Origin of the sequence: Leptolyngbya iicbica LK, assembly GCF_004212215.1 — a bacterium.
GTDB lineage: Bacteria > Cyanobacteriota > Cyanobacteriia > Phormidesmidales > Phormidesmidaceae > Halomicronema > Halomicronema iicbica.
The window spans coordinates 87,548-106,763 of sequence record NZ_QVFV01000001.1 but is presented as its reverse complement, the minus strand read 5'-3'; the positions used below and the strand labels follow the sequence as shown (position 1 = coordinate 106,763).

Annotated in this window: 17 protein-coding genes; 6 read left to right on the top strand and 11 right to left on the bottom strand. The window is 53.1% G+C overall.

Going from position 1 to position 19,216, the window contains the following annotated elements; all coding sequences use genetic code 11:
• Positions 1-61: 61 nt before the first annotated feature.
• From hypB to DYY88_RS00445, 4 genes are all read right to left on the bottom strand, one after another.
• A complete protein-coding gene (gene hypB / locus DYY88_RS00460) occupies positions 62-982 on the bottom strand; it encodes a hydrogenase nickel incorporation protein HypB (protein WP_039724778.1) in 921 nt (306 codons plus the stop codon).
• The gene (gene hypA / locus DYY88_RS00455) at positions 973-1,314 is read right to left on the bottom strand and encodes a hydrogenase maturation nickel metallochaperone HypA (RefSeq protein ID WP_039724779.1); all 342 of its coding nucleotides are present in this window, start codon (positions 1,312-1,314) and stop codon (positions 973-975) included. Before hypA ends, hypB begins: the two co-directional genes overlap by 10 nt.
• Positions 1,314-2,372 (bottom strand): hydrogenase expression/formation protein HypE, encoded by a 1,059-nt coding sequence (gene hypE, locus DYY88_RS00450; protein ID WP_044150245.1) that lies wholly within the window; start codon positions 2,370-2,372, stop codon positions 1,314-1,316. The genes hypA and hypE overlap by 1 nt, the downstream gene beginning before the upstream one ends.
• 120 nt (positions 2,373-2,492) lie before the next feature.
• Positions 2,493-3,836 carry a hypothetical protein gene (locus tag DYY88_RS00445; protein WP_039724781.1) on the bottom strand — a complete coding sequence of 448 codons (1,344 nt, stop codon included), beginning with the start codon at positions 3,834-3,836 and terminating at the stop codon, positions 2,493-2,495.
• Between the two features lie 100 nt (positions 3,837-3,936).
• Between DYY88_RS00445 and DYY88_RS23880 the strand changes: the two genes are divergently transcribed.
• Positions 3,937-4,086: a hypothetical protein gene (locus tag DYY88_RS23880; RefSeq protein WP_160299478.1), complete on the top strand. Its 150-nt coding sequence runs from the start codon at positions 3,937-3,939 to the stop codon at positions 4,084-4,086.
• A 293-nt stretch (positions 4,087-4,379) separates the two neighbouring features.
• Here the strand turns inward: DYY88_RS23880 and DYY88_RS00440 are convergent, their stop codons facing one another.
• Complete coding sequence (locus tag DYY88_RS00440; protein ID WP_039724782.1) at positions 4,380-5,687, bottom strand: flippase; 1,308 nt, start codon at positions 5,685-5,687, stop codon at positions 4,380-4,382.
• Positions 5,688-6,654: 967 nt separating this feature from the next.
• On the opposite strand from DYY88_RS00440, the gene DYY88_RS00435 reads away from it, so the two are divergent.
• Positions 6,655-7,356 carry a rhomboid family intramembrane serine protease gene (locus DYY88_RS00435; RefSeq protein ID WP_201278889.1) on the top strand — a complete coding sequence of 234 codons (702 nt, stop codon included), beginning with the start codon at positions 6,655-6,657 and terminating at the stop codon, positions 7,354-7,356.
• 241 nt (positions 7,357-7,597) lie between these two features.
• Here the strand turns inward: DYY88_RS00435 and DYY88_RS00430 are convergent, their stop codons facing one another.
• Positions 7,598-8,752, bottom strand: a complete 1,155-nt coding sequence (locus tag DYY88_RS00430) for a glycosyltransferase family protein (protein WP_039724783.1) — start codon at positions 8,750-8,752, stop codon at positions 7,598-7,600.
• A 472-nt stretch (positions 8,753-9,224) separates the two neighbouring features.
• On the opposite strand from DYY88_RS00430, the gene DYY88_RS00425 reads away from it, so the two are divergent.
• A complete protein-coding gene (locus DYY88_RS00425; RefSeq protein WP_242517554.1) occupies positions 9,225-11,102 on the top strand; it encodes an iron uptake porin in 1,878 nt (625 codons plus the stop codon).
• Positions 11,103-11,340: 238 nt separating this feature from the next.
• Positions 11,341-13,086 (top strand): hypothetical protein, encoded by a 1,746-nt coding sequence (locus tag DYY88_RS24390; protein ID WP_052288158.1) that lies wholly within the window; start codon positions 11,341-11,343, stop codon positions 13,084-13,086.
• 92 nt (positions 13,087-13,178) lie between these two features.
• On the opposite strand, the gene DYY88_RS00415 is transcribed toward DYY88_RS24390, so the two are convergent.
• Positions 13,179-14,138 carry an RsmB/NOP family class I SAM-dependent RNA methyltransferase gene (locus tag DYY88_RS00415; protein WP_039724784.1) on the bottom strand — a complete coding sequence of 320 codons (960 nt, stop codon included), beginning with the start codon at positions 14,136-14,138 and terminating at the stop codon, positions 13,179-13,181.
• A 142-nt stretch (positions 14,139-14,280) separates the two neighbouring features.
• On the opposite strand from DYY88_RS00415, the gene DYY88_RS00410 reads away from it, so the two are divergent.
• Positions 14,281-15,057, top strand: coding sequence for an MBL fold metallo-hydrolase (locus tag DYY88_RS00410; RefSeq protein ID WP_039724785.1), 777 nt, complete (start codon positions 14,281-14,283; stop codon positions 15,055-15,057).
• A gap of 4 nt (positions 15,058-15,061) precedes the next feature.
• Here DYY88_RS00410 and DYY88_RS00405 read toward each other — a convergent pair whose 3' ends face one another.
• Positions 15,062-15,568, bottom strand: a complete 507-nt coding sequence (locus DYY88_RS00405) for a pentapeptide repeat-containing protein (RefSeq protein ID WP_039724786.1) — start codon at positions 15,566-15,568, stop codon at positions 15,062-15,064.
• A 240-nt stretch (positions 15,569-15,808) separates the two neighbouring features.
• On the opposite strand from DYY88_RS00405, the gene DYY88_RS00400 reads away from it, so the two are divergent.
• Entirely contained in the window at positions 15,809-16,810 is a 1,002-nt protein-coding gene (locus DYY88_RS00400) for a cysteine synthase A (RefSeq protein ID WP_039724787.1), read from the top strand.
• On the opposite strand, the gene mtnA is transcribed toward DYY88_RS00400, so the two are convergent.
• The 3 genes from mtnA to sodN all read right to left on the bottom strand — a co-directional run bounded on the left by mtnA (position 16,801) and on the right by sodN (position 19,154).
• Entirely contained in the window at positions 16,801-17,862 is a 1,062-nt protein-coding gene (mtnA, locus tag DYY88_RS00395) for an S-methyl-5-thioribose-1-phosphate isomerase (RefSeq protein ID WP_039724788.1), read from the bottom strand. The genes DYY88_RS00400 and mtnA overlap by 10 nt on opposite strands.
• Before the next feature lie 295 nt (positions 17,863-18,157).
• Positions 18,158-18,514 (bottom strand): nickel-type superoxide dismutase maturation protease, encoded by a 357-nt coding sequence (gene sodX, locus DYY88_RS00390; RefSeq protein WP_044150241.1) that lies wholly within the window; start codon positions 18,512-18,514, stop codon positions 18,158-18,160.
• A 181-nt stretch (positions 18,515-18,695) separates the two neighbouring features.
• Entirely contained in the window at positions 18,696-19,154 is a 459-nt protein-coding gene (sodN, locus tag DYY88_RS00385) for a superoxide dismutase, Ni (protein ID WP_039724789.1), read from the bottom strand.
• Positions 19,155-19,216 lie beyond the last annotated feature (62 nt).

The following is a 19,216-nucleotide window of genomic DNA, read 5'->3' as shown; positions in this document are numbered from 1 at the left end:
TCTTGAGGTCCTGGCGGTGTGTGTGAGCAGCCTTTATCTCTTTGGTTATCAGGCTCGCCAGCTAAGCCTCAGCGCTCTGCACCGTCGCTTTAAGCCAGTCATACCAGTCGGCTAAGCCAGCGCCCGTAGTGGCTGAGACTTGAAAGATGCGCAATTGAGGATTGACCTGACGGGCATAATCGAGACAGCGCTGCACATCAAAATTGACGTAGGGCAGCAAATCAATTTTGGTTAGCACCATCACCTGGCTGGCGCGAAACATGTGGGGATATTTCAGCGGTTTGTCTTCGCCTTCGGTGACGGAGAGCATCGCGACTTTAGCGTGTTCGCCCAAATCAAACAGGGCAGGACAGACGAGATTGCCGACATTTTCAATCAGTACGAGGGAATGGTCCGGAGGATTGAGGGCTTGCAGGCCGCGATCGATCATGGCGGCTTCGAGGTGGCAGCCTGTCCCGGTATTCACTTGAATGGTCGGGCAGCCGGTCGCCGCGATGCGTTCGGCATCGTTGGCGGTTTCCTGATCGCCTTCAATCACCGTGATGGGGATTTCTGCTTGCAGGTCAGCGATCGTCCGCACGAGCAGGGTCGTTTTGCCCGCTCCGGGTGAACTCACGAGATTCAGCGCCGTAATGCTGTGAGCCCTAAACCAGTCGCGATTTTGGGTGGCGAGGCGATCGTTTTTCGCGAGTAGATTTTGCTCCAGCGTTAGAGTCGTGCCGTGGGCCAGCGCATGGGTCTCGGCCGATGGTTGGGAGGCTGCGGGGATCGCGATCGCTGGGTGACTGACCTGATGATGACCATTGCCATGATGGGCGTGCTCGTGAGGGGCATGGTCGTGCTCATCATGGCTGTGGGTGACCACCGTCCCATCGGCCAACACATGGCTATGGCTAGGGGACTCCGTCGCGCCAGTCGTCGCTGCGCCCGGTCGGGTATAGGTTGCTTGTGCCCCATCGGAGCAGCCACAGGTTACGCACATAGGGCCTCCGTTTCCAATTCTTTAATCGTGAGTTCTTCGCCTTGAATGATGGTGAGGTGGGTGCAACCGCAGTCACAAACGCCAAAGGGTTGCTCAAGGGGAATTTCTCGTCCGCAGTCTTGACACTGGCCGCGTCCAGGTCGCTGGATAATCTCTAGCGTGGCGCCCTCTAACAGCGTGCCCTGGGCGCAGACGTCAAAGCAAAAGGCGATAGCATCCGGCATGATGGCGGTGAGTTGCCCAATTTCCAGGCTGATGCGGCGCACGGCAGCCCCTTCGGCGTGTTCAGTGGCGATCTCCACAATGTTTTGCGTAATGGCAAATTCATGCATTAGCAAATCCTCGGTAGCTGGTCACCGACAAGGCGATCAAGGATGCGATCGGTGCCAAATCCTGTTTTTAACGCCACTCGCTGACCATCGATGACATGGCCAATGACGCGACTGTGAACCCCGGCAGGGTGCGTCTGCATCGCCGCCAGCACGGTATCGGCCTGATCCGGCGGCACCACTACCACCAATTTCCCTTCATTCGCCAAATACAGCGGGTCCAGGCCCAGCAGTTCGCAGAGCCCGCGCACGGCCTCATCCACGGGAAGGTCATCTTCAATCAGGCGAATGCCCACCTGCGCACTCTCAGCAAACTCATTCAACACGGTCGCCAGGCCCCCTCGCGTCGCGTCGCGCATGGCCCGCACGGCTGGACAAGCGGTGACGATCGCGTCCACCAATCCGTTCAAGGGCTGGCAGTCGCTGTGAATTTCCGTTTCTAGGGCAAACTGCTCACGCGCCACTAAAATCGTTGCCCCGTGGTTGCCAATGGGGCCGTTGACTAGCACCGCATCCCCCGGCTGAATATGTACTGCTGCGGGCGTCACGCCACGTCGCATCACCCCCACCCCAGCGGTATTGATAAAGAGCTTATCGGCCCCCCCCCTTGGGACTACCTTGGTGTCGCCAGTGACGATTTTGACCCCAGCTTGCTGGGCGGCGGTCACCATACTGGCCACCACTTGCTTTAAGACGTCAATGGGCAAGCCTTCTTCCAAAATCATGGCGCAGGTGAGATATCGCGGCACTGCCCCACTCACGGCCAGATCGTTCACCGTGCCGTTGACCGCTAATGAGCCAATATCGCCTCCGGGAAAGAACAGCGGGTCCACCACATAAGAATCGGTCGTGAAAGCGAGGCGATCGCCCTGCGCTGTCAATTCAGCCAACGGAATGCGGGCCTGATCTTCCAGCGCCGTCGGTAGCTGCCCTTCAAACTGGCTGACAAACAGCGCCGCAATCAAATCCTGCATGGCTTGACCGCCGCTGCCATGGGCCAGGGTAATGGTTTTGTCTCGCAGGCGGGGCAGTTTGGCCCGCGCGGAGGAAGAGATAGTCATGCCCACAGGCTAAAGGCAACCTGAGACGGGCTGGAGATAAATACAGGTTAATTTAACGAGGCAGAGTGGAGCCGCGATCGCCCTCAGTTATCCCATCTAAAGGGGCCGCGCCCTGTCTGATCAAGTCACGTCATCAGAGGCGTCAAGGCGTTTTTGCCACTCAGCATCCAGCTTTTCACGCTGCTCGTATTCCTGTTCCGTGAGTTCCTTAGCCGTGGTGTAGGCCAAATCGTCCGCCGAGACTACGGTTTGGGCGGCAAACTGCTGGGCAAAGGCGATTTTTTCATCGAGCTCTGGCCCTGCTGCATTCAGCGCTAATGCCCGCTCTTGGCGCTGTTCGTTGCGATGCTCAATGCGACTATTCTTGCGTTTCACCCAAAAGTAGCGAATGGCCGGAATGGCTAAAAATCCGGTGCCATAGGCCAAAATCAACCAATAAATGGCGTTGACAAACCCGATAAAGCCACCAATTTCGGCGACTAACGCCTGGTCTTGCAGCATAAAGCCGAGCACGATCGCGCCCAAAAAGTTAAAGATCCCCAACGCGATGGCTCCCGATAGTTGGCCTAACTTGGCCTCGCTAAATTTTTGGGGCGTCTCTTTGAGATAAGCCGGTACGGAGATGCGGCCTCGCTCTTTAGCCGTCACCTGCAATTCAGGAAAGTGATAAATAATCTCGCCCTTTGGACTGACCTCGGGAACCCCATTAAAGCGGGTCAGTACCGGCAAAATATAGTCCTCGTCTTCTTGTGCCCAGCCTTTGCCCAAGTCGTCTAAGTAAGGTACCGCCTGCTCAGCGGCGATCGCTCCACCATTGTTTTGAATGACGGCACCCACTTCTCGCCAACGACGTTCTTCTAAATCAGCGTTGGGATCACCGTCCCCAAAGAGGAAAGAAAAGACGGCTTCCAAAAAGTTCATCTCATCATCAGAGCGGCCTTGGCGGTTGGGCCGTGACGCCCGACGAGTCGTCGAACGGCGACTGTAATAAGGGTCGTAGTGAAACAGCCAAAATAAATCACCCATCCAGAAGCGAGGCAAAAAGACCATGCCGCCGCCAAAACCACCCCCGCCGCCGCGATCGTCGTCTTTCTGAGAAGCGCTCTGAGCCGCAATCACCAAAATAATAATTGCCGCCACAATGACCAAAATCGAGAGGATCAGCAGAATGCCAAAGGAAATCCGAATGAGATAAAACAGGACACCCCAAATGCGTTCCCAAGTTTCCTGCAAACGCAAACGCCAATACTTGTTGCGGAGAATCGCCCGAAAACTTTTTGGAAATTCGTACGCGATTTCGCCAGCGTCCGACACTTGCAAGTGGGCCTGGGTATCGGCCGCTAACGCATTCAACCCCTGCTGGGCCACTGCCAACTCTAAGCCAGACTGGGCCGCCACATCCCCTACGGTAACGCGGTAGTTTAGCGACTCAACGGCTGTCATAACAGCGGTATTGTGGGCCATCTTTGCTGCTCCTTCCAATCACTGCGGGGCGTCGGCTCAGTCGCTCATGGAGACTCTTGCCAGATACCGGACCAATCACACACTATTTCAGTATAGAAATTTGCGCCGAATTCTTAAGCCCAGCTATCAGTACGGAAATCCGTTTGCGGCAACTCCCCAAGATGCAGGGGATGAAGCGATCGCTATCAATAACGTGAAAAGTGCGATCGTTATTGCCACCTTTGATCGCCCAGTCAATCTAAAACTGTAATTTTAGGCTGGGTAGGAGGATGCCAAAACTTGAGGTCACCCATATAACCCCGCTTGGTGTCCCATGCGCCATCGGCAGGGAAGTGAGGTTCGGATAGTCTTCGTTAGTCAAAGGGGTGACTGAGAAAGAATGCCTGTTAGTGAGAACGATGAGCCGTTTGGAAAGTTGAGCAAGTTACTCAAACCCAGGATTAATCAGCCATCTGCGGCTAAGTTAACGCGAGGAAAGCCATCGTCGGGCGCCCTGCTGACATCTCCTCAGGCCCGTGACGGAGCAAAGAGTCAGATTCTGACCTACTCTTCCTCATCCACTTTTGGCGTTTTTGATTGCTGATTGTGTAGATAGAATATCGCGATTGAAAAACCGACTACTTTGGTCGATTCGGAGATGAGGGTGGCCCAAGCCGCTCCTTGCCAGGAATATCTGGGAATGAGCCACAGGTTCAGTACTACATTTAATGCCGCGGCAAAAACCTGAATACTAGTGCGATAGCTTTGATGATTTGCCCCCGTCAAGGTATCGCCTACCACAATTTGTAAGGCAATTAAGAGCGGCACCGGCGCGAGTAACTTTAAGAGGGCATCAATTTCAGCGTAACCTTCACCGATTAAAGGCTCCACATAAGGCGACATCACAACCGTAATGACGGCCATGCCCAAGCCATAGGCAAAGGCCATGGGCAAAAGCTTTTTGGCAAATCGATAGCTACCGCTAATGCCCTCTGCACCATGTTGAAAAAAGCGAGGAAAAGTGGCTCCGGCTACCGAAAGAATCGGGATCTTAAAGACGGTTAAGATGCGGAAGCCAGCCCCATAAAGCCCGGTTGCTTGTAAGGACGCGGCACTAGCCAGCATGATTTTATCGATGTTCTCATTAATAAAGTCAGAGGATTGGCTGATTGAGAAGTAAAATCCCTGCACAAATTCTTTTTTGAGCCTTGGAATCGACACTTGCGGTTTGTCTAGCCAAGCGTTCACCATCCATATAGAAAGAATGGCTGGCAACATAGTGGAAAAACAGTAAAGGTAGGCCCATTGTAAAGAAGTCGTTTGCTCAAGAACCAGGGCTAAAGCGATCGCTGCCAACAACTTAGTAAAGCCGATCAAAATCGATTTAAAGGCGGTTACTTTGGCTTGCCCCGTAGCCAAAAAGGCTGCGCTCGAAGCCGAGCTAATGTTAAAGCCGATGAGATCAGCGATAAAGATTAGAGCAATCACAACAGGTGGAAAGTTGCCCCCTGACAAAGCTGGCCCAATGGCGGTAAACAGCACCGTTAACAAGGTGCCCATGACAAAAACAGTTAGTAGAGCATTGCCCCAGTAATATTTCAGAAGGGAGCGATCCACTGAGACATGCTTCACCAAGATTTCGCTGCAGCCCCAGCTTGCAAATGAATTAATCATTGTTGCGAGGGCTGTAATCCCGACAAACACACCATATTCTGATGGCCCCAAAGTTCGAGCCAAAATCACAAAATAGGCTGTCTGGATAAAAATATTTAATCCTTTCGAACTCAACAGCCAGAAAGAATCTTTGGCCAAAGAGCTAGTACGGATTTTAGAGGCCTTGTCTTTGAGCTGAGTTAGACTCTTGGAAAACATAAATATAGGAGTTAGGTTTCTTGCTTGCAGAAGTTTCCTGTGCCAGAAGACTCTAGCTGATAATTAGTGACTATGACCTTGGTGGAGCGACACCAACATCAACCTAGAGCAACGTTTTTGGGCAAACTTTGACGCTGGACAAAATAAGTAGGTTCTGAAGACGTATTAACTGAATCTTGAGACCTGCTGGTGTCCGCCTGGGTTGCTGATGTGTCTAAGTTGGTCAAGCCGTCTAAAGTCACTAATCGATTTAACTGGGACTAAGCTCAGCGTTAGCCAGTGTGCCTACAAGTGCGGAATTACTTTTGCTCATGGCAGTCATTTTGAGAGTGATTTGCAAGGCAACTATCAGCCAATATGTAGGCAGCCGCTGCTATTATCTGGGCCATGGCAACAGTCTAAGTCGCCAATCTTCACGGCATCTAGCTCTGGTTCGAACTGAGTCCATTTCATTCAAGTGATGATTCCACTCAGTTTCATGTACGTACTTCCACCTATTCATAACATTCGATGCCCTGAAGTTGTATTAGGATTCGGTAAACTCTGAGCCTGTCATATAAAGACTTGATTTTCTTTTCGCCAACCTTCCGGGTAGTCACGCACGGTTACACAAGGATGGATATCTGGCTATGATGAGCTTTCAGCCGCTTGGATGATCATCATTATGACGAGACAGTCCGCAATGACGAGACAGTCCGCAAGGGCGATCGCTACAACGGCTTCCCATAAGCCGTATTGGTGTAAGAACCGAACCCATTGATGCTTACTGCCACTTCATTCTCGCCGCTGGCATGGCCTAGACTAGTGACGGATAAAGTTTGAATTAAGGGCAGCCGTCAAAGCTGCGCAACGTGAACGCTCACAACCAGTCTGGGGGCTAAAGTGATTGCCCAAAACCTGAATTAGCTTGATAAGGAGCGTGCTTGATGCCGCAAAGCATGGCAGTCAGTCGGAGGCAGTGTCAATCGTGACTTCAGAAAAAAGCGATCGCGAATTAAAAGCAGAATTGCAGCGTCTGATGGCGGAAGTTGAAGCCGATGCGCCGCCCGCCGCTAACTATTCATCGGAGCCAGCCGCTTCGCCGGCTAAAACGTCTAACCAGAGCAGTGCATTGGCACAAATTAAAGCCAACTTTTTTCTGCCTCTGTGGATTTTGGCAATCCCTTGGACCCAGGAAATTATTGATCAAGTATTTTTTGGTGGGCAGTGGAATTTGATTCTCCATCCCCGTAGTCTGATTGGCATCCCAGGGATCTTTCTGTCGGCATTCTCCCATAGCGGCTTCATTCACCTCATTAGCAACACCATTGGGTTTGCAATCTTTAGCTGGCTGATTTTAGCTAAGAGTCGACGAGATTATTGGACGGTATTTCTGATCGGCTGGCTCGGCGGCGGTGCGATTTCTTGGCTCGTCGGACCCACAAGTGTCCATGGGCTCAGTGGAGTTGTTTATACCCTTTTTGGCTATTTGCTAGTCATCGGCTGGCTCGAGCGGCGGGTTATTCCCTTGCTTATCTCAGTCTTTGTTTTGCTCAATTACAGCGCCACTTTATGGGGCATATTTCCCACCAATCCGATGGTGGCTTGGTGGGGCCATTTGATTGGCTTCATACTGGGGGTATTTGCGGCCTACGGCGTCTATCGTGAACCGAAAAAGACTTTACCTTAGTATCGGATGAGCTTTGGATACTTCGGCGATTCCATACTGTCAACCTATGGCTAAGCTGATCGCAGATTGTGTGATCGATTAGCCATTTCAACAACCGGCACAACGATATCGACGTTTAAGTGTATGTTTACAAGCACTGCGTGTCAGTATCTGAAGACGCCTGCTTAGGAAAAAGTTTCAGGCCTGGAGCTTTCTCTTTGAGCCAGATATAAACTAAGTTTGCTCACAGCTTTTTTGAGATTTACTCAAATTTTGGCTGAGGTTGATAAAGTGAGTGAGCAATCTCTTGCAAAGTATTGACACGCTGAGACATTTTAGGAGTCGGTGTTAAGCCCACGGCATCAAAAATTGTTTGAAGTCGGTGAACAGAGTCGTGACGTAACATGGCCTGCGAGACATTTTGACGGCGGATGCCTTCTAATCGCTCGGGTTGATTGTTGAGTGACTGAATCAAATCAGCGATATCTGGACAATCAAAGGGGGTTGGAATCACGGCGTCTGGCCAATCAAAATTCTGGTGAAACTCTTCTGTATCTGGGGCAATTCCGAGCATTATGGTGCCTGCTGCTGCGCCTTCAAAAAAGCGAGAAGAAATCTCACTGTAGGCAACTTCAGTTTCGTTTGCTCGGGAGCGGTTGGCGATAAAGTAGCGGCTATTCTTAAGGATGTTAGCTAGAAGCATGCGGTGCTCTGCAGGATCTTTAACCACAAAGGTTTGTTGCTGCTTGGCATTCACAACATTGGAAATGCTAGCGGTGTCGTAATAATAAAAAAGATTGTGTGACTGAGCATAGTCCATCAGCGCTTGGTGAGTAATTGCCGAACGGCGCCCTAAGTTGGCACACTCGATAGCGGGCCTCGATCGCAAGTCAAACGGACGAAATCTTAATGTGTCTGCACTAATGGGCAAATAGCTACAGGGGCGACCGGTGATGGATGCGACATCATCAACACATTGACGAGTGCCTAAAAAGATATGCTCGAAGTCGCGCAAAAAATTTAACAGGTAAGTACACTCTGGGAAGTCGTTGACTCTGACTTCGGTAATGTAGCAAGCAGCTTTATTGCAGTTTTTTCGCCAGTCACCCAACACCATTAAAGTAAATAACTCAAACACATGGTTAAAGGTGGCAAAGAAAAAGTCATAAGACCCATCCAACGGTTGCTGAAGAGAAGATTTCACCAGCGAGTTGGCAAAAGCTCCAGGCTGACCACCTGATTTCTTGATTCGACTGGCGTACTTATAAAGCCTTCTGTAAAAGTTAAGTTCATCGTAATGGGACAACTTAAGGAGCTTGGCATCGAGCACACTTGCGCAAGCGTCTTCGAACTCATATAAGTAGCTGTAGCCCACTAGGGTCGCAAAGTCGCGAACCGAGAACATTAAGTTTTTCATAATTAATAAATATGATTATTTGCTAAGTGAAAGCTCAATTATTGAGCGCTTAAATTAGTGATTATTGCTAGATGCTCGTTAATAGTACTCGATGAACTGAGGCTCTGACAAAGGTCGGAGCGATCGCGATCAGGTAGCCCGGCATACTGAGTGTTGCGTGCTGCTGCTGAAATGCTGCAAACCGTTCACGTGTACAAAATTACTGTGTAAAGTTTACGCTACCTTCTCAGGGCTCAAGATGCGACCCCGAAGCGACTTGGGGCTCATGAAAGATGGCTTTGCTGGTCTGGAGATGCCACTGACTTGAGCCGCAAGTCAAAAAAAAGGGTTGGATAGACTGGCTTGAACGAGTTAGATCTTATACATTTACAGCAACCGAGGAAACTCTGACAGCATTTGCCTGGGTTCTGGGTGGGAGATGGCGTCAGGGTTTGTCTTTTCCGATTGAATGCTGTGTGAGGAAACCATGTCGATGACCTTCAACGGACCGCTTTGGGGTGCGATGACGCTGGCTGTGGGCGTTTGGGCTAGTCCAAGCGCGATCGCAGCCCCGACAACTGCATCGCTAAATGACCTTGTGACTACTCACCGACCGCTGACTGACGCGGCGGCTGATCAGTCCATCTCGTCGGCGACCCTGCCCCAGCTCACCGACTTGTCACCCCTGTCCGCCAGGGACGCTGCCCTCATGGCGGGGCTGCCGTTCACCGATTTAGAAACCGAAACAACCGGGCAGAATACTGGGGGGACTACGGATATTTGGCTGACGCCGAATGCTGAGTCAACGTCATCTGGGAGCGCTGATGACTCGCCAACTGAGCGTACGGATACTGCGCAGCCTGAGCCTGCCTTAGAGCTTCGTAATCCGCGGCCTGTGGCGCAAACGGTCACGGTTAACGAATTATCTGACATCAACCCCGATCATTGGTCCTTTGGCGCAGTGCAGTCATTGGTCGAGGACTATGGTTGTTTAGAAGGCTATCCTGACAGCACTTTTCGGGGCGATCGCGCGATGACTCGATATGAGTTTGCCGCCGCGTTGAATGCCTGTCTGGATCAAGTGGTGAGGCTGCTGCCGGAAGATCAAGAAACGGTGGCAGCTTTGGTGCAGGAATTTGATACCGAGCTGACGACCCGAGTGGATGAACTGGAGGCCACGGTTGCAGAATTGCGGGCCAATCAGTTCTCTTCTACCACTCGACTCTTTGGGCAGGTCGTGTTTGGCCTCCAAGGCCGCTCAAATAACACCGCAGACTTCTTTCCCGTCGATGGCGTGGCTGAAACGGAGGATCCCGGCGGTGGTAGCCTGACGTTTTACTCAAATGCTCAGTTGTCTTTACTCAGTCGCTTGAGTCGCCGCGATCTGCTGCTCATTAGCTTGCAGGCAGGGCAGGGCAACAGTCTATTTGATCCCGGCAGCAACGGGGCGCTCGGTCTCACCAACAACATTCGCCTGGCTTACGAAGGGGAAACCGACTTGAGTGTTGAGCTCACGGATTTGACCTATCGCCGCTTGATCGGCGATCGCTTTGCGCTGGTCGCGGGGGCGGCTGGCGTCAACCAGGTCAGTGTCTTTCGCGGGCCGAGTGAAGCCGAAGGAGCCGGTTCTGGCCCGCTGTCTTTGCTGGCGCAACGCAATCCCATTCTCAGTATTGGCAATGGCGACACTGGGGTCGGGTTTGACTGGCAAATTATTGATCGGCTGAGTCTGCAAGGGGTCTATGCCGTGGCGGATGGTAACGACCCTGGCGAAGATACGGGCTTGTTGGCGGGCGATCGCACCTTGGGCTTTCAGCTCACGGCCTCTCCCCTTGACACGGTTGACCTGGCGTTGAACTACGTCAACAGCTATAGCGAAAACGGCAACATTGGCACCGGCATTGGCGATAGCCAACTCTCTGCTGGCGATGCCCTCACGACCAATGCTTTTGGCGCTACGGTCGAATGGGACGTGACGCCTCGATTCACCATCGGCGGTTGGGGGGGGTACACCACCTCCGTCACGCCCGGAGAAGACGGTTCGGTGGAAACGGTGAACTGGATGACCTTTTTGAACTTTCCAGACCTATTTGGTCCAGGGAATTTAGGCGGGCTGTATGTGGGGCAACCTCCGCGCATTACTGACAGCGATCTGCGCCAAGGGCAAAATATTCCAGACTTGCTGGCGGGTAATTTGGGCGATCCGGGGGGGCAACCCGATGCCACCTTGCATATCGAGGCGTTTTATCGCTATCAGATGACTGACAATATCAGCCTCACCCCTGGCGTGATTGTGTTGGTTAATCCTGACAACACGGCAGGCAGCGACACGATTACTATCGGCGCGTTAAGAACGACGTTCCGGTTTTAGCGATCGCTTGCTCAGGCATAACGCTGGTAACCGGCAGTTGCTTTTTTGACTAGCCAAAGCACATTGGATGAAAAGTGATTTTGGCTTGTGCGGAACCCTAGTGGCCGAGGTTACGTCTGGTAAACCTAACGGTTTTGTCGGTTGCCAATTGCGAGCCCGTCTGAGTATTTTGAGTTAAAAATTACACCCATTAACCCCCTTGTCCCCAAATTTGAGCACTGTTAAAGGAGTTCGGCATATGAGTTTTTCTCGATCACGCACAGTTCCTCTCGTGGGATTGGCCAGTAGTCTGGCCCTGGCAATGGCAGCTAGCCCTGGCTGGGCGCAGCTCCGAGTCACCGGCGGCGGCGTTGTCCTCAACGATGCTGAAATCTTCGTGCCTACAGACGGCACTATCGACAATAGCCAAACGCCCAATGCGACCGACACCCGTGCGGTTATTTACAACAGCGAGCTCGATGACGGCACCTTAATGATCGAAACCCGTCGGGGTAATATTCCCGCCGATGCGATCTTTCGCCTCAGCACACTCCCAACGATTAGCATTGGCGGCAATGGCTTATCGGCTACCGAAGAGAATGGCTTTGCCGATAATTTTGTCGGTGCTCAGGGCGAAATGCTGGGGACTTTGTCTTTTCGAGCGATCGGTCCCTCTGGTGCGCAATTTGTGAACGTGCCGACTGAACTGCAGTTTGAGGTGCTCAGCCCTGACATGCTCACGATGGGCGGTGATCCGTTCAACGAATATCGGGCGGAAAACTACATTCTGCGTGAAACCGGATTTGTCACAAAAGCATCGGGCGTGGGCGTTGTGCGTCGGCGTACTCCTGTAACTCTGGTGCAATATCAAGAGGGTACTAGCGAAGCGGTTGATCAAATCGTCCTCAACAATTTCATTCCGGCTAGCGAGTATGAAGCGGTGCGGGAAGGCGTGAGCTACGAAGCGGACTCGGTGGAATTTTCCTTTGAGGATGGCAACATCTTTGCGCCACCGGGCTTATTTGCTCGGGGGGGAAGTCCCAACCGGGATTTTGATGATGATGATTTTGATGATGATTTCGAAAGCGATAACTTCGACGATGATGACATTGTCGAGGTGAACGATCGCGTGTTGGTGAGTCGCGCGTTTACCAGCAGCACTCGCATTGAGTCCATCAGCATCTTTAACAACATCGCCATTATCAATCTGCCCGCTTTCGACGACATCGAATATGACGATGACTTCGACGACGATGATGACCTAGATGATGACTTGAGCGACGACGATGATGGTCTCATTGGCGGCATCTCTGATAGTGACGACGATGATTTCGGCGATAACGACGATGACGATGACGACGATGGCCTAGTCGGTGATGACGACGGCGACGATGACAACGATGACGACGACGATGACGACGATGACGATGACGATGATGATGATGATGACGGCATCGTAGTGAACCCCAATGATGGGAGCAACCAGTTTCGTCCCGTTTTGCCCACGCGCTTTATTGCGATCGGCGTCTTTGTCTTCAACAACGTCCCCTCAGGTCGTTGGGTTGATCCCCCAGCTGCTGACGGGTTTGAATACACCATGACGTCACGCGATGTGCCGGTCGGTGTCGCTAGTCGCGTATTTCCGGGCATGACCGGTGTGGGCGAAGCCGATGATTCTGTCTTTACCCGAGTCAGCGGCTTCCCCACGGGAATTGATGCCGATGACACCTTCGAGGTGTCGGTTGACGGGATTGTGTTAGGCGACTTTAGCCCTGGCGATATCCTGAGTTTCAGCGATTATGCGGATCAGCTGGGCGATCGCTTGGTGAATGGCGGGGTGACTCAGTTCACGGTGAGCGAAATCAACCCTGCTGTAGATTCCAGCAATCCGGTGGCGTTCCCACTGCGCGTCGATTTCAATACCCCGACTGCCAGCTTCGAGATGCAGGCATTGGAAGCCGTTGCGGCTGAAGATGCCCCCCAAGTCTCGCGGATCGCAGAATAATCGGGGCGGGGTGACGCCACATCGTCCCCCTACCCTGATGGTTGTCCGGTAAAGACAACCGTCATGGCCTCAAAGCCGTCAATTGCTTGATGTCAAAGGTTTTTGGGATGCAGTTTGAATTGCGACTGTGCCAAAAAATCTTCATTGAGCGGTTGACGGCTTCCTTGTTGGCGCTGCAACAACATGGCAAACGCCCCTGCCCCCAAGCCAGATTGCGGCCAGAGGCGATAGCAGGGCGACGGGGTAAGATGCGACTGAAATGCCGCCATCGCCTTCACCGGAACGGCTTGAAAGTCAGGAAATCGTTTGAGAAACCACTGGCAAACTTGTTCGTTTTCCTGCGGTGCGTAGGTGCAGGTTGAGTACAGCAGATAGCCGTTGGCTTGAACCAGTTGAGCCGCGTTGGCCAAAATCCGCTTTTGTCGATTAGCGTTGCGATTGATGGTGACCTTGTGAAAGCAACCGGGCACCTCTTGGCCTTTGGCTAACAGTGATTGACCGGAGCAGGGGGCATCCACCAGTACGAGCTGCGCTGAGTAGGGCAAATGCTCTGCTAAAACGGCGGGATCTTGGTTAAGTACGATCGCCTCCATCGCCCCGCAGCGTTTGAGATTGGCAATCAGAATTTTGACCCGCTTGCGAATCACTTCGTTGCACAGTAACCGCTGGGGGGTTTGCATGACCCAGGTGCATAGGCTTTTGCCACCGGGAGCCGCACAAAGGTCGATCGCCACTTCGATGGGTTCGGCGATCGCTTGCAGCAGCGACACCGCGAACACTGACGAAAAATCTAGGCAATAGTAATAGCCCTGCTCGTGCAGCGGATGCTGACCGGGACGGTGATCGCCCGCTAGCCGATCCACTTGGCTCGGTTGCCAGGACAACGACGGCAGCGTGGGCCAGTCCAGATCTGGTGGCTTTGGGCGGGTCCACAAAATGCTTGGCGCGAGTGGCTGTGGGGCGGTCAAGGACTGGATAAACGCAGCGCGATCGCCCGTCTCCGCAAATAGTCTTGCCGCTAGCTTTGGGAGTGATTTGGAAGGCTCAGACATTGCGGCTACCTGACTCAAAAACGCTTTAACAGCGCCTCAAACACCATCCATCATCTGCCAACAGGCTCACCGCTGGTGAGCGATCGCGACCATAACGCCACCAACCCTTTAGACTGTAAAGAGATGTAAAACCTGGCTTGTCATGTTTACGACCTGGCTCGACAACAACAGTTGGTTGTGGGAAATCGCTGACCAAAAGATTTTAGTTGACCCTTGGCTCATCGGGGCTTTGACCTTTGGCAATGCCGACTGGCTGTTCAAGGGCGAGAAGACCAAAACCATTCCCCTGCCCAGCGACGTTGACTTTATCTTGCTGACCCAGGGCTTGCCGGATCACGCTCATCCTGAAACCTTGAAAGCGCTGGACAAATCGATTCCGGTTGTGGGCTCGCCCAATGCCGCGAAGGTGGTGCGCGAGTTTGGTTTTACCGATGTCACGGCCCTCGATCATGGTGAATCGACGACGCGCGGCGGCGTGATCGTGAAAGCGGTTCAAGGCTCGCCCATTGGTCCGACTCTGCTAGAAAACGGGTACATCGTCACGGAAAACGCGACTGGTTTGAAGCTGTTTTATGAGCCCCACGGCTATCATCCCGAGTCGCTGAAGCAAGAAGCACCCGTCGATGTGGTGCTGACGCCCATGCTGACTTTGTCGCTGCCGCTGGTGGGCCCAGTCATTCGCGGGGTCAAAAGTGCTAACGAATTGGCTGATTGGTTACAGCCACAGGTCATGTTGCCCACTACCGATGCCCAAGAGACCACCTACGAGGGACTGCTTGTCTCCGTGCTGTCGGCTTCGGGAGGGCCAGCCACGGTGCGAGAGCAGTTTGCGGCTCAGGGCAAGGCCATTCAAGTTCTCGAATCCGCCGTCGGCGATCGCCTCGAACTGCCCCTCACCCCTCGGTCAGTGCCGGCGTAAGCCCTTAACGACAGCCCAACGAATCGCGTGTTGCAACCCCAGTTTGGGGATTGGTGCCCGATGCGATCGCGCACAAGTTACGGAACTGCACCCCGTCTAGCAGCGCGCCGGAAAAGTCTGCGCCCGTAATGTCAGCATCGTCAAAGGTCGAACGCAGCATAATCGTATCGATCAGCAGCGCATCGGAAAAGTCAGCCCCGGTGAAATTGCTGGAATCTAACATGCCAGTGGAAAAATCGACCCCGTGAAAGTTGGTTTCCCGCGCCACCGATGCACTAAAAATCGCGCCTCGGGCATCGGCTCCGGTGAAATCAGCTTCTGATAGATTGGCATTAGAAAATTCGGCTGCCTGCAGGTTTTGGCCGCGAAAGTCTCGTCCCCGCAGTTCGGCATTGCTGAACGACAGCGGCGGGGCGTAGTTGTTGGCTTGGGCCAGGGCCACCGACGGCATCCAGACCAGACTCAAAATCCCCATCACGAGCAGAATTAACCAGCGTTGCACAGCGACCATTTGCCTTTCCCGAAACGAGCAGCTACAGGCTTCAGCATAATCAATGCCTCACCCTAATTTCCACCCTGCTTTGAATGCGACGGTGGCGTCTGAGCTCGCTCTCGGTGGCGCTGTTCGGTAGCGGTTTTGAGTCCTCGGGGGTTTGTGCCCCAACATTTCCGGCTCAATCCCGGTTGCTGTCACCATTACCCTTTAGGATGGCAAATGTAGTGACTTGCGCTCCTTTAGTTAGCACCCAGGATGGATATCAAACAAGGCTTTGTCGGCACCGTAGGCAACACTCCCCTGATTCGGCTGAACAGTTTTAGCGAAGAAACGGGCTGCGAAATTCTCGGTAAGGCGGAGTTTCTGAATCCCGGTGGATCGGTGAAGGATCGGGCTGCACTCTACATCATCAAAGATGCCGAAGAACGGGGAGTACTGCATCCCGGTGGCACCGTGGTGGAAGGCACCGCCGGGAATACAGGTATCGGGCTGGCTCACATTTGCAACGCCAAGGGTTACAAGTGCCTGATCGTGATTCCCGATACTCAATCTCAAGAAAAAATGGACATGCTGCGTACTCTCGGAGCAGAAGTCCGTCCGGTGCCTGCAGTGCCTTATAAAAACCCCAATAACTATGTGAAAGTCTCGGCACGCATTGCGGAGGAGACCCCGAATGCAGTGTGGGCCAACCAGTTTGATAATTTGGCCAATCGCCGCGCCCATTATGAAACCACGGGTCCCGAAATTTGGACTCAGACCGACGGTAAGGTGGATGCCTGGGTGGCCGCGACGGGAACCGGGGGCACCTATGCGGGGACTGCCATGTTCTTCAAAGATCAAAATCCTGATATTCAGTGTGTGGTGGCAGATCCGATGGGCAGTGGGCTCTACAGTTACGTCAAAACGGGGGAAATCAGCTCATCAGGCAACTCGATCACCGAGGGCATTGGCAATGGCCGAGTCACCGCTAACATGCAGGGAGCTCCGGCGGATGATGCCATTCAAGTCACGGATCCTGAAGCGTTGAAAACGGTTTACCAATTGCTCTATAAAGACGGGCTCTTTATGGGCGGCTCGGTGGGCATCAACGTAGGGGCCGCTGTGAAACTGGCCAAAAAAATGGGGCCGGGACACACCATTGTCACGGTGTTGTGCGACAGTGGAGCCCGCTATCAGTCACGATTGTTTAGCCGCGATTGGCTTAAACAGAAAGACCTCTGGTCAGATGAGTTATTGCCTGCCAACTTTCAGGCTTGACGCTGGGCAAAGTTAGCGAGGTCAGCCGGGGCGATCGCCCCATGCTCGGTGACGATCGCCGTAATCAGGTCAGCGGGGGTGACATCAGCCAGGGGATTGTAGGTCGCCACGTCTTCGGGACAGGTGACCGTATCGCCCAGGCGGCAAACATCGGTACCTTGGCCCTGGGCAATGTCGAGGCCGTCCCCGGTCGCCAGTCCGAAGTCTACGGTCGATAACGGAGCCGCCACCAGGAAGGGCAAGTTGTGCGCTTTAGCGGCGATCGCGAGGGCATAGGTGCCAATTTTATTCACCGTGTCACCATTGACCGCGATGCGATCGGCTCCCACCACGACGGCATCTACCATGCCCCGTTTCATGCAGTGGGCAGCCATGCTGTCGGTGACAATCGTGACGGGAATTTGCTCTTGCACGCATTCCCACGCCGTGAGGCGGGAGCCCTGCAGCCAAGGCCGCGTTTCCCCGGCGATCACTTTTTCCAACCGCGACTCTTGCCAGGCGGTGCGAACGATGCCCAGGGAAGTGCCAAAGCCCGAAGTCGCTAACGCCCCGTGATTACAGTGGGTGTAGAGGGTCAGTTTGGCAGGCGTTTGCGGTAACGCGGCGAGGCCATGTTTGCCGATCGCGACACAGATTTCCCAGTCCTCTTGCTGAATTTTTTGGGCCTGTTTCAACAAGTTGGCTTTAAGCTCATCAACGCTGGCGCTGCTCTGCTGCACCTGCTTGACCAGATAATCGACTGACCAGAGCAGATTGGCCTTGTCGGGGCGGACGCTCTTGAGCTGTTCGGCGATCGCTTCTAACCGTTCGAGAAACGCTGTGCGGTCGTCGGTTTGAATGGTGGTGGCACCCAGATACAGCCCATAAGCCGCCGCCATGCCTAATGCTGGCCCACCGCGCACAATGCGGGAGGCGATCGCCGTCAAAATATCTTCACAACGGCTAATGGAAACGACCGAATATTCTTTGGGCAGCTTTCTTTGGTCAATCAGCAAGACATGATCTTCGTGCCACAGAACCGGGTACACATGCGTTTCTAATCGTTGAGCCATCAGGATTATCGATAAGGGGTGAATAGAGCCGATTGACTAGCGCCCATCCGATAGCTCAGCTAGGCAACTGTGAAGCCCCGAGTGATGGGAACTTGCTTTTGCAAAAGCATCCTGATTTTAATGGAAATATCTCACCGAACAAGCAGCGATCGCACCATTCTATGAACGGAGGTCGGTGCGAATTAACTCAGGCTGGTGCACCAAAGCAGACAAGATGCTTGCCCAACAAAACTTGGATTTGGTCCAAGTTTGAATTCTAAGAGTCCTCTGCGGCAACGTGGGCAGAGGCGATCGCTTAAGGCAGCAAACAGTGCACTTTGCCCGCGATTTGGCTGAGGGGAACCAGGCCAAACTGGCGACTATCGGTGCTTTCGTTGGCGTTATCGCCCTGCAAATAGCAGCGCCCATCGGACTCTACAAACAGAATCCGCTTAACGATGAGCAGGTTCGCTTGATGTGGATGCGGCACCACAACAATTTCGCCAGGCACAGGCAGAGCTCGGCGATAAGCTCTGGGATTAATCAACACTTCTTGGTGCGGCTGCAAGGTGGGAGTCATGGAATTGCCCTGGACGCGAAAGCGCCGATAGCGACGGAGCAGCCACAGGCAAATATCGGTGGTGGTGGCGTGGGGCAAAACGATTGAACGCATGGGCCAATCAGTGAACAAACAAATTAGGAGATTGCTGGAAAAGAATTTCCCACTCGTAGGGTGTCATGAGCACAGCGCAATGCACCGCAGCGGGTATTTTTTCTGGAGATCTGCTTAGACACCAAAAAGGCGGCCACGCTTGTGTGACCGCCTTTGAGCTCGATAAAACCAGCAGCAACCACTAGCTAGCGGTGTACCAAGTGATATCGCGGTTCTTGGTCGCCCAAAACATCTTGTGGACTTTCTCAACTGCGGCCATCAACTCTTGGGCATGCTGAGCGCTGACTTCAACCTTGCAGGCAGAGCAGAGCTTGGCGGCTTTCCAGAAGGTGTCGTGCAAGTCGGGGAACTGCTCTAGGTGCTGAGGCTTAAAGTAGTCAGTCCAGAGAATGAGCAGTTCATCTTTAGTGATTTGAGCTTGCTCTTCTTTGATCGCGACGTAGCGAGCAAAGGTGTTTTCGTAGGCGGGGTCGCCGGGCTTGGCTTCAAGATCCAACAGCTTTTTGGTCATCGAAACCACGGCTTCTGCCGCGATTCTAGCGGAGGAAGGATCATAAACGCCACAGGGGCCGTCACAGTGAGCGCTGACAGTCGCAGCGGGAAACTGATTTTGGTATTTGGAAATAATTTGCTTCAGCATAGTGCCTTGCGTCGTGATTGTGTTCAAAGGATGGGGCAAGCATGTTCGAGATGTCAATGTGT